Origin of the sequence: Mycobacterium sp. (genome assembly GCF_035499775.1) — a bacterium.
GTDB lineage: Bacteria > Actinomycetota > Actinomycetes > Mycobacteriales > Mycobacteriaceae > Mycobacterium.
The window spans coordinates 1-5,626 of record NZ_DATJYB010000629.1 but is presented as its reverse complement, the minus strand read 5'-3'; the positions used below and the strand labels follow the sequence as shown (position 1 = coordinate 5,626).

Here is a 5,626-nt window from a genome sequence, read left to right as displayed (position 1 = left end):
CAGCGACCGCTTTGACTTTCGGTTGCTGGGATAGCGGCAATGCTCGAAGAGATGGCCTAGCTGATCGTGGACCGGAGCCAAACGCTGCAGGTGATGCGCCGACTCGAAGCGGCGCATCATCTGCTCGCGGGTTTTCCGACTGGTCGTTCAGTGCGGAAAATATCTTGCGGTGCGGCGCAGGATGATCCTCGTCGGCGTATGCGGACGCTCACGATTCACGAAAACGCTGATCCGCGTTTTTTCCTTCCACGCCTCGCGCACCAGACATTCCAGGTCCTGTTCGCGGCTGTGGAAGCGCCTTTCATGGCTCGTTTCCGTCTCCAGCAAGAATCCTTCGAAATCACCGAAGTGATCGTAGACGACGCCGCTCACCTTGCCGGTGAACTCCAATTCGCCGGTCAGCACAGGCGGGCTGCCATGGAGCGGCCCGGGTTTTCCGCTGGTCCCCCAGGGTGATGGCGCAATGTGCGATGGATTCCCGCCCAGGCCTTTCACGCGACCTTCCACGATCGCCAGATAGCGCGATAGCACCGGGCGCCACCGATCGGTCCGGTGCGTGCGCCTGAAGCGTCACTTCAGGATGGACAGCAGGTTTTCCTCCGCGGGGAGAATCACGGCGTCCTCGCGCACCGGGATCGTCATCTGGAACGTGCCCACTACATAGCGCCAGTTCGGGACTCGATTCACGCTTGCGTCACTGGCGCGAGCGTGGTCGATGTCGTCCGACGGCCGTCTCGACGTAATGCGCCGCACGATGACCTGGAATTCGTCGCGCACCCGGATGCCTGAGGGCAGTTCGAGCGTGAGGAGGCCCGCAAAGTTCGTTCCCTTGCCCGTGGGAATCGGCACGTAGCCCACGTCGCCCTCGACAGGGATGCGAATGGTGTACGCATCGGCTGCCTCGAGCAGATGCGTCGAATAGTATTTCGCCGCGAGTGCCAGCACCTGGCTCGCCTCGACCTGCGGCCAATAAAGGTTCATGACGCTGCCGACGGGAACGTCGCCAAAATCGATCATCAGCTCGTCGGGGCGGTCGGTCAGATACCCCGATGGGTTGTTCACCGTCGAAGGGCTCGGCCGCAGATCGAACGTTTGTGGAATGCGATGGCTCAACGGGAAGCCCGGGTTGCCGGAGGGTGTGACCTGCAGATTGCGTTGCGCGAGTTTGTCGCAATTTTCCGGGTTCTCAACGACATTCAGCGAGTTCTGGATCGGGGCACCGGTGTCGGCGATCTGCGCGACAAGACAGTGATGGCTCCCGCTCTTCAGCCAGTACTGCGGGTCCTCGCCGCCGTAGACATTGTTCGTGTCATAGACGTTGAGGAAGCAACCGAAGAAGGCCCATGTCGTATCGCCACCGCTCGCGGCGGGCACCGAGAAGCTCTGGTTGTTGACGCCGCCCGAATCATAGTCGGTCGGGTTGTCGACGTAGTTAGTGGTGGCAAAAAACGGCAGAGTGCAGCCGTTGATGTTTCCGCTCGCATCGGTCCCCGGCAGCGGGCTTTGCGGGTCGCCAGGGGATCCGGCGGGCGAACTCGGGAAAGTGATGAACGGGTCCGCCAGCGACACGGCCGAGGCGGTGTTGACGTAGTCCGTGTCGTTGGTTTGCGTGCTGAAGAGACGGAAGAACACCTTGACGTTGCTGGCCGACGTGGCACTCGCCGGGCCCTTCAGGCGCACGCGTGCAATGGCGAAATTGTAGTTGCTGTAGCTCGAAGAGCCGGACTTCGTGGTCGGCGTCACCGATGAATCGCCGCTGAGGGCGCTCGCCTGACCGCTGATATAGGTGTCGAGCGGATCAGGGGCTGGCGGCGACGGTGGCACATAGATCGGGTTGCCATAGCCGATCTGTCCGTTGAGATAGTTAACGACGGCCTGAATATAGTTATATGCGCCTGTCACACTGTCATCGGCCGGACCGAACGGCGGTGCGCCCGGACCGGTGACCGGCGGCGAACCGCCAGGCAGACTTGGCGTGGCTGTGAACACACGCAGGTCCTGGCTCAGCCAGAAGACATTGTTTTGCGTTGGATTGATGTTGGAGAAGTAGGGATCCGCACCCGCTACGAGTTCGAACACCGTGGATGCGGTGAAGGGTGTCGGGTTGCCTGGAATCGTGATCGAGGCCGACAACAGATACGCTTGTTCGCCCGAACTCGGGAACGGAACGCCCGCCGGGAACGTGATCGTGTAGGGAAAGCGAATGCGCTGGGGCGTGAAGTAGTTGTCTGGCAGTTCGAGAACGGGTGCTCCGGAAAGCGCGATGTTGCCGCTTCCGAGCAGCGTGACAAAAGACCCCGACAGAACCGGAGCGAGCGTTCCTGACGGATTCGAGGCCGAGATGCCGAGCACGTTCGGCGTGAATCCCTCGAGCACCAGCCAGAAGGCGTCGGCATACGTCGGCGTGTCCTTCACTTCGTCCGCACCGAACGTGCTGTCGTCGACCCAGAACTGCATGTCCTGTGTGAACAGGCTTTGCACGATGCCGTTCAGAAGCTTGATGCCGTCGAGGCTACCCCAACCCGTGCAGGCGTCCCAGCCGGGGCCTGCGGAGTAGTACGTCGAGAGTGGCGTATCGGCGGAATCGTTGTTGCCGAAAGTCACGTCGTTGGTGACCGACGTGCCGAGCGGATAGAGGATATTGTTGAGAAAGCCCGTGCGCCTGCCAATAGCGCTGTTGATGACGGCGATCAGGCCGCAATATAGCGGCGCGACGCAGCTGGTTCCCATGTAATTCGGATAGAGACCTCCGTTGATGTAGAACCCGGAATACGCCACCATCCCTGCAACATCAGGCGTGCCGCGCCTCACCAGGCCGTCATTGTTCGATTTCTGTGCGACGCCTGCGGCGGTCTGATACGCCGGGACCTTGAAGTTGTCGCTGACGCCGCCGCCGGTCGCGCCGCTATCACTCCCGAACTGGAATGGCGAGGCGGCATTGTGCGCATCGCTCCAGACATACTCCTTGAATGTAGGCGGGTTTCCGGACGGCGCCCCGACGATGGTGCCGCCAACACACGTCACGTATGGATCGCTGGCGGGATACTTGACGTGACACTTGCCGTCGGCCTGGCCGTCGTCAGAGCCCCAATCGCCCGCGGCAATGAACAAGGTGATGCCTTGCACGCCCACTTCCTGAAAGAGTCCGGACAGCGTATTGGCCGTGGTTCCGGTCTGGTAAGCATCGCCGATTGTGCCTGTGTCATCGCCGCCATTGGTGAAAAACCAGCTGGAGGTCACGACACCAGGCTGCGTTTCCGATCCCGGGACCAGCAGGCGCTTCAGGAACGCGACCCAGCCCGGCTCGGTGTCGTCCATGAAATAGACATTGACCGTCGCGCCTTGCGCGATAGTCGACGACGTCGATATGTCCTGGGTGAGTTCCTGGTCGGCATTGGTCCAGTTGCCGCTCGAAATGACGGACGGGTTATTCGAAAACGTCACGCTCGAGCCACTTTCGATATAGGTGAGGTCCACTTCGACGAGCGTCGGCGGCGTCTGGTAACCCGCAGGCAGACTCGGAAAATAATGCTGCGTGAAATCCGACGACAGATAATTGCCCCCGCCGGAGAGCACCCCGATCGTCTGGTCGGCAGCACCGGTATTGGGAAAGTTGTAGAGCTGAGCCAGAACGGGAACTGACAGGAAACTCGCGCCTGCGGGATCTCCGCTTCCACCCACGGCTCCGACACGCCGATTGTCGAGCCCGACGATTGCCGTCACGACCTCCGCCAAAGCTTTCGGCAAGTAAGCGGGTCCGTCGAAACCGCGATGAACCTGCGTCTTCACCGCAGCCTCTTTCGTCGTCCCGCCGCTGCGGCGCGGGAACCCAGCGACCGGCGACTCATAGCGATTGAGTTCGACACCAAATGCCGCGTTGACTTGCGCCGCCGTCCCTCGCGCAATGACGTTACGTCGTCCAGCGTGAGATTCCACCAGCGTCAGGCCCTGGCCGACAATGAAAGCTTCGATGGCCTGCATATCGGCTTCACTCGCGCCGTAGGTCTTGACGTACTCCTCAACCGACAAGAACTTGCGCTCGCCCGGCGGCGTCCTTTCCCAGTCGGAATAGTCCGGGAGCGGCGGACTCCCGGCGCGCGGACGGATCAGCAGGGTGACGGATACGATGTCGCCTGGCTCGAGCGCTCCGACGAGCTTCGACTCCTTCGGCCGGGGCCGCTTGCTTCCGGGTAACGGGACAAGATCGATCGGACCTGCGGGTGTTCCTGGATGCGACGCCATGGCGCTCTCCCAAACCTGTCATCCCATTCTTCACGGGCGAAGCTTCGCCCTGTGACAATCCACGTTATTGCGGAAACAGCAGAGCCTGCGGATACATACGCTGATGAGGGATGGACGATCAGCGCACGACAACGTCGCAACAACCTGGAGGCGCGACCCTGGTGTAGATAGCTGGTTTGATAAATTCACTTCCAACTCGATATGGATACCTTATTAATTATCTTTTAGCTTCGAAGTCCGCGCCTTGAAACGTCCCGGTCGAACGCTTCGCGAGGTCGGGCGCACCTTGAAAAGGTCGAGCGGCAAGCGGCGCGTGATGCCCCGGCGGCTCCGGCATTTTCTTCTAGACGATCAGGCCCGGCGATTTTCAAAAAGTCCGCTGATAGACCTGCTCTCAGCCTCGCAAGAGGGTCAGCATCCGCCTCGTCCGCCGCTTTTCACTTTAGCGTCAGCGGGACTGGCCGAGGTGTTCACCGCGCTATTTCAGCTGTTCGAATCTGCGGCAATGGCGCCCGCGAACTTTGATCGCAGCGCGTCGACGTACTCCTGCAGAACGTAGAGGGGAATGACCGATGTGCTCTGGATGCTGTTGGGTGGGCGACCGTGTCTCTCGACTCGTTTTCAGAGAGGCTCTTACCCTCAGCCAGCGTTAGCATGCCGTTTGCAGGTCGATCTGCGAGGTCGATCTAGACAGGGCGCGCAGCATCGCATTCCGCGGCATCATAGAGTTCGGTCTGTGCTGCAAAACCCTTTAGGTCGTACTTCGCTCCCTTGTCGCTAATGGCGTTCTCACATCGGTCCCGTACTGCTCCCGTGACCAAAATCTGCCCGCCTTGCGCGACAGACTGTGCACGGGCGGCGGTGTTCACGATCGTACCAATCACTGTCAAATCGCGATGCGACTGACCGAACTCACCGAAACTGACGTTGCCGCTGGCAATACCGATGCCAATACACAGGGCTCCTTCATCCAGGTCGAACTCCTTTGCAAGTCCATCTCGGCGGACACCCCAGCGGCGCTGCAATTGTCGCGCGGCGCGCAATGCTTGCGCTGCATGATCGTCCTGTCGGATGGGAAAATTGAACACCGCCATGACGGCGTCGCCAATTGTCTTGTTTAGCAGTCCGTCATACTCCCAGATCGCCTCGGCACACTCATCATAGAAGGCGTCCAGGGTTGTCCTCATTTGATCGGGATCCAGGTATTGGGACGCGCTCGTGTAGCCTCTCAGATCAGCGAAGAGTACGGTTGCATCAATCGTGATATTTCGGGCTTTCATGATACGGGTGAAGGCCAACTCGCAGAACGTGCAAGTGTTTGGATTCATCCGGCTCGGCCGCAGACCAACCATTCGAAACGGAATGGAGAACGGACCGCGCAACG

3 protein-coding genes are annotated in these 5,626 nt (G+C 60.3%); all 3 read right to left on the bottom strand.

The genetic code is table 11. The features are described 5' to 3' along the window. Positions 1-147 precede the first annotated feature (147 nt). Positions 148-531, bottom strand: a complete 384-nt coding sequence (locus VML93_RS37490; protein WP_325618780.1) for a hypothetical protein — start codon at positions 529-531, stop codon at positions 148-150. Positions 532-570: 39 nt separating this feature from the next. Continuing rightward, positions 571-4,242, bottom strand: coding sequence for a S53 family peptidase (locus VML93_RS37485; RefSeq protein ID WP_325618778.1), 3,672 nt, complete (start codon positions 4,240-4,242; stop codon positions 571-573). Positions 4,243-4,928: 686 nt separating this feature from the next. Next, positions 4,929-5,626: adenylate/guanylate cyclase domain-containing protein (locus VML93_RS37480; protein WP_325618777.1), on the bottom strand; the 698-nt coding region annotated here is incomplete at its 5' end.